This is a genomic window from uncultured Cyclobacterium sp., from assembly GCF_963976465.1.
In the GTDB taxonomy this organism is placed as follows: Bacteria; Bacteroidota; Bacteroidia; order Cytophagales; family Cyclobacteriaceae; genus Cyclobacterium.
On sequence record NZ_CAXBOC010000392.1, the window covers coordinates 1 to 5,578 of the forward strand.

A 5,578-nucleotide genomic window follows, 5' to 3' on the forward strand; every position below is an offset into this window, starting at 1 on the left:
TTTTATTTAATTAACTTATTACCAATAACTTAAATCGTTAACTTGACGGCTATGGAGTTTTACTCACGGACTGGTAAATACCACAATTTACCTCAACCCCGGATGGGGTTGAACAATACCCAAGTTTGCTAGCGAAAAATGATAATAGGAGTAAAAATTATCACCAAACGCTTTCAATCAAAAACGATCCTTCATAGCTTTATCACAAAGCACCCATAAACATTAACCCCCAAATTTCCTCCACAAATACAGCAATAGGGTCAACAACAAACTGAGCAGTATACTGGTACCCAAGGGAAAATAAAAGGTGAAATTATCTTTTTTAAAAACCATATCGCCAGGCAAACCCTTAAAACCGGGAAATTTAGGCAGGAACCAGAGCAGCAATCCTGCCATCAGTAACAGCAGTCCGATAAAAATAAGTACTTTTGCTAAAGAAGGCATTCCATTTTCCATAATCCAAAAATAATGAAAGCTAAGGGAATATTATACCTGATACCTAATGTATTGGTACTTGAAACAGGCCGGGACATCATGGCACCTGTGGTAAAAAACGTAATTGCAGCAACTTCCCATTACCTGGTAGAAGATTTTAGAACCGCTCGCAGGTATATCAGTAGCCTTAAGCTAGGTGTTAATTTGGAAGAGGTTCACCTGGAAAAATTGGATAAAAAAACGCCCGAAAAACACCTAAAGAAATTGCTAGACCCTTTATTTAATGGGCATGATGTAGGCATCATTTCTGAAGCCGGCTGTCCGGGTATTGCTGATCCCGGGGCCAACGCCGTCGCCTTGGCACATAAATTAGGCATTAAAGTGGTTCCCTTGCCGGGACCTTCTTCCATGTTTATGGCCTTGATGGGCTCAGGTTTTAATGGACAATCCTTTACCTTCAACGGATATTTGCCCATCGACCGAAAAGAAAGGGTACAAGCGATCAAAGCCTTAGAGGCCAAATCGATCAGGGAAAAAACCACCCAAATGTTTATGGAAACCCCTTTCAGAAACAATCGGATGCTGGAAGATTTACTGGCCAACATGAGCAATAATACCTTGCTTTGCATTGCAAGCAATATTACGGGATCAGATGAAATGATCCAGACCAAAAAAGTTTCTGACTGGCGCAAAAAACATCCGGACCTTCATAAAATACCGGCTGTTTTTCTGATCTATCATTCCTAAAGATTTGTGGCCTAAATAATGCCGGAATTCTTGCAGTAAAGATCCATATACTTTCTTCACTCTTTTTCTAGTTTGTATTTGATAAGAATAGGGTTTCCCGTATCCAGGTCACCGGATAGTACTCCGCCATTTTCTTTTATAAGTTCATCTCGAATTTCTTTTGAAAGCTTGTCCCAGTCTTCGTAGTTCAGGTAACCAAAGAACCAGTCTTCGGTTCCATATAGTGGCCCCTGCAAATTCACATTGCCCAACCAGTTTTCTGACAATGGAAAATGAACAAGCCTCCCTGTACTTTTATTATAATAGGAAACATATTTTTGTTCTTCAGAATTGGCAAAGCCCTCCGCACTCCGCACCCATTGAAAGCTCAGGTATTTATCATTTTCTACAAGATTGGCAGCATTAAATACATATGGGTTTTCCATTATAAACTTTCTCATATCCATTAATGGCAGTTTCTTGACCTTTTCGTCCAGGCGATTTGCACCGAAATTTAAGAGGTATGCCGGCTCAATCCTTTCTTCCGAGATTTTGTAAATGGTATCTGTCCATGCATGGAGAAAACTTACTTGGCCCTTATGCTTCGAAAACTCTATGGGAATTTGATAGGCATCTGTGCTACCTATATCGCTTACTCCTTGGGTAGTAGTGGTGGAATCCTTATTACCCAAAACCCTGATAAAGTCCGTTTCTTCCGATCCAAAAGACCTACCATCCATATGAAAAGCGGTAAAATCTTGGTTGAGCGGAAAAAAATTGACCACCTGCTCCTCAAACGGGATTGGTTTTTCGTGCTTATAATTGCCTTCCAAATCAAATACAAGGATTTTCTTTTGGATTATATCCAAAATCTGAAGCGATTCATCGAATAAAACCAAGTCAAATGGTTTGGAGAATTTACCCTCTCCATCTCCTATACTGTTAATCTTGAATAGGAATTTTCCGGTAATAGAGAAGCATAATACACTTTTTGCAATCTCTTTATCAAGAATATAGATTTTATCCTTTTCCACTATCAACTTGTCAATGGCCCCAACTAAGGACAAATCATTGAATTCCAAAGGTATAAGTTCAAATTTATTTAAATCATAAGCCGTTTGGATTGCTTCCGGTTCTATTTTCAGCTCCACCGGAGCTGTCACAACTTCCTTCTTGACCGACTCCTTACAGGAAGCACTAAAAAGTAGTAGGCCAATGGCAATGCACAAAGTCCTTTTCATAGATTTTCAATTAATTTTACTTGCAATAATACAGGGTAATCAAAATCTTTTTTGGGCAAACCATCTACAGAGAATGTATCCGGAAATTCTTGGGCATGCTTTGCTAATATGGACCGGTAGGTTAGAAAAAGTACTTGTTCGTCACGATTGATGCCAATGGGATAATAGAAAAGCATATCATCGTCTTTGTCTGCTTTTAGTTTGTAAATCTCTTTTCCTTTTTTAAACAAAATGTATTTGGATACGGTCCTACCTTTTTGCACCACAATATCTATAACCATTAAACTCCCTTGCTGAAAAGCAGCCCTAAAAGTTGCAAAACCATCTTCATTGATTTTTCCGAAGCTATCCATAAGGTCCACCTCCCAAAAATTGGACGGTAAATTATAATAGCCAAAGTCTGCATAAAGAACCTGAGCAAGGCTATCTCCCTGATACAGGTAAATATTTGGATTGAATATTTCCATCATAAACAGCCCCTGATCAGCCGGAAAAAAATTTCGTTCTAACATGGGTAACATTTGGTTTTCGTAATCATTTTCTAAATAACGTTGGCGGATATTCCCTTCATTATCTGTTTGAATTACCCTATGCTTTACAAAAGGTAGGTTATAACTTCCTTGAAAAAGAAAACCTCCCTCCTTTAATTTGGCGAAAGAATTCGCACCATAATTCAATTCAAATAATTCACTTAAGTCTCCATTCTTAGATACTTTGTATACTTTGGCTTTATCTTCAAAAGGAGAAAGCACCAATACCTCTTCCTCTTTTTCTAGATCAAAGTCTCTTAGAGATTGGATGGTTCCGGGACCCTCTCCTACCTCAGCTACTGCCCTCAGATATTTTCCCTTACCATCAAATAGGTGAAGTTTATCACTTTTGGTTTCATCCATTACAGCTATAAGATTGTCTGAAAATTTTATTCGCAGATCCATGCCCATCAGGTTGTCCTCCCTTGTTTCAAGAGCAGTCATTCCCTGTACGGTAAAATCTTGAAAAGACAAGGTAGAATAATCATCAGGTGCTATAGAAACATTTACTATTTCTTCTTCGGAAACAGGCTTGGAACAAGCAAGCATTGAAAAAAAGAGTACTATTTCAATCGATAAGAATATAGGATTGGGTTTATTCACATTGATGGTTTTTGATAGTGGTACAAGAAAATAATTACCCTAACTTTCCCAGTTTCCTCAGCTAACTATAAAACATAGCCCGGTTTGGATAAATCTTTGAAATAGAATGCTCAAAACTCACTGGTAATGAGAAAGTCAGGATTCAATTTATATAATTAATTTAGTAGTTACAAGTATCTTCGAAATTATTAGTTTATAATCAAATTAAGATTATTTTTTCTGAGAATAAATTGTCTTCTGAATCAATTAATCCTTATCAGCACAGTGCAGGATGGAGGTGGGGAAAATCCTTGCTAAGTTTATTGTTTGATGTAAGTTTGGGTGGGGTTTCGGATCACCAATGACTTGCCTTTGTTGGACAAAATTTAGCAATGGCATGATTTAATTATTATGGGCCCTTACCATATTTTAAGTTTTAGGAATGGGACTAAAACTTTTGATGCTTATATTTATAAAATGGAGCCAACAAAGGCCTCATGTATTTTGTTAATTATCCAAGAATAACCGCACTGATGAAAGTTGGATTATTTATACCATGTTATGTAGATCAATTTTACCCTCAGGTAGCCATTGCCAGTCTTGAGCTCTTAGAAAGCGCAGGAGTGGATGTGGACTATCCCCTAAAACAAACTTGTTGTGGGCAGCCTATGGCCAATTCAGGCTATCAGGAATATGGAGAGGGTGCTGCTGATTTATTTCGAAAAAATTTTAGTGGATTTGATTATGTGGTCTGCCCATCCGGCAGTTGTACCCTACATACCAAAGACCATATTTATTCGGGAAAAGACAATGAGCCAAAAGTCTATGAACTTTGTGAGTTTCTTACCGATGTATTAAAAATAAAAAACCTCAAAGCAACTTTCCCATATAAGGTAGGCATTCATGCAAGTTGTCATGGGCTTAGAGGCCTAAATCTTGCCAAGCCTTCAGAAATTATGGGGGTTGAATTTAATAAACCCAAACAATTGCTAGAAATGGTAAATGGCATTGAACTGGTAAACCTTACCAGAAAAGATGAATGCTGCGGTTTTGGAGGAACATTTGCTGTTTTTGAAGAGGCTGTCTCAGTAAGTATGGGAAAAGACCGAATCAAAGACCATGAGGAAAAGGGCGTTCAGGTTATTACAGGGGCGGATATGTCCTGCTTGATGCACTTGGAGGGAATCCTTCGGCGGGAAAACAGCCCTGTAAAGGTCATGCACATTGCCGAAATCCTCAATGGCCAAGTACCAAAAACCCCAAACCAGAAGTAAAATGAAGACGACACCAACCCATGCCGCTGCAGCAGAAGAGTTTCTAAAGGACGAGGAACGCAGTCATTGGCACGATGATACACTTTGGCATGTCCGTAGCAAAAGAGACATTTCTGCACAAAAAATTCCGGAATGGGAGCATCTAAGAAATAATGCTTCTCAAATTAAGGATCACGTGCTTTCAAACTTAGACAATTTATTGTTACAGTTTGAAAAAAATGCTTCTGAAAACGGCATAGAAGTGCTATGGGCTAAAGACGCTGATGAACACAATCAGCATGTATTGCGTATCCTGGAGGAAAATCAGGTCAAAAACTTAGTAAAAAGTAAATCCATACTTACAGAAGAATGTGGACTCAATCATTTCCTAGAAGACAAAGGATATGATGTAGTGGATACGGATCTTGGAGAAAGAATCATACAGTTTAATAAGCAGGTTCCAAGTCACATTGTGATGCCCGCCATACACCTTAAGAAAAAAGAGATTGGCGACATTTTTCACGAACACTTGGGAACAGAGGCCGGTGCAGATGATCCGGCTTACCTCACAGAAGCTGCTAGACAACACTTAAGGCAAAAATTTATTCAGGCCAAGGCAGCCATCACAGGGGTAAACTTTGGAATTGCTGAAACCGGCGGTTTTGTGGTTTGTACCAATGAAGGCAATGCGGATATGGGAACACATCTTGCAGATTTGCACATCGCTTGCATGGGTATAGAAAAACTCATCCCAAGAGCAGCAGACCTCGGTGTATTTCTTCGACTTCTGGCAAGAAGTGCCACCGGACAA

Annotated in this window: 6 protein-coding genes; 3 read left to right on the plus strand and 3 right to left on the minus strand. The window is 38.9% G+C overall.

Annotated features, from left to right (window positions below; all coding sequences use genetic code 11):
* Nucleotides 1–222: 222 nt before the first annotated feature.
* The gene (locus AAC037_RS18625) at nt 223–456 is read right to left on the minus strand and encodes a DUF2905 domain-containing protein (RefSeq protein WP_339904701.1); all 234 of its coding nucleotides are present in this window, start codon (nt 454–456) and stop codon (nt 223–225) included.
* A gap of 12 nt (nt 457–468) precedes the next feature.
* Between AAC037_RS18625 and AAC037_RS18630 the strand changes: the two genes are divergently transcribed.
* Nucleotides 469–1,182, plus strand: a complete 714-nt coding sequence (locus tag AAC037_RS18630; RefSeq protein WP_339904703.1) for an SAM-dependent methyltransferase — start codon at nt 469–471, stop codon at nt 1,180–1,182.
* Nucleotides 1,183–1,238: 56 nt separating this feature from the next.
* On the opposite strand, the gene AAC037_RS18635 is transcribed toward AAC037_RS18630, so the two are convergent.
* Both AAC037_RS18635 and AAC037_RS18640 read right to left on the minus strand, forming a co-directional pair.
* Nucleotides 1,239–2,402: a 6-bladed beta-propeller gene (locus AAC037_RS18635; protein WP_339904704.1), complete on the minus strand. Its 1,164-nt coding sequence runs from the start codon at nt 2,400–2,402 to the stop codon at nt 1,239–1,241.
* Nucleotides 2,399–3,535 carry a 6-bladed beta-propeller gene (locus AAC037_RS18640; protein ID WP_339904705.1) on the minus strand — a complete coding sequence of 379 codons (1,137 nt, stop codon included), beginning with the start codon at nt 3,533–3,535 and terminating at the stop codon, nt 2,399–2,401. Before AAC037_RS18640 ends, AAC037_RS18635 begins: the two co-directional genes overlap by 4 nt.
* 512 nt (nt 3,536–4,047) lie before the next feature.
* On the opposite strand from AAC037_RS18640, the gene AAC037_RS18645 reads away from it, so the two are divergent.
* Together AAC037_RS18645 and AAC037_RS18650 are read left to right on the plus strand one after the other, a co-directional pair.
* Nucleotides 4,048–4,788 (plus strand): (Fe-S)-binding protein, encoded by a 741-nt coding sequence (locus tag AAC037_RS18645; RefSeq protein ID WP_339904707.1) that lies wholly within the window; start codon nt 4,048–4,050, stop codon nt 4,786–4,788.
* 1 nt (nt 4,789) lies between these two features.
* A partial coding sequence (locus tag AAC037_RS18650) for an LUD domain-containing protein (RefSeq protein ID WP_339904708.1) occupies nt 4,790–5,578 on the plus strand: 789 nt, incomplete at its 3' end.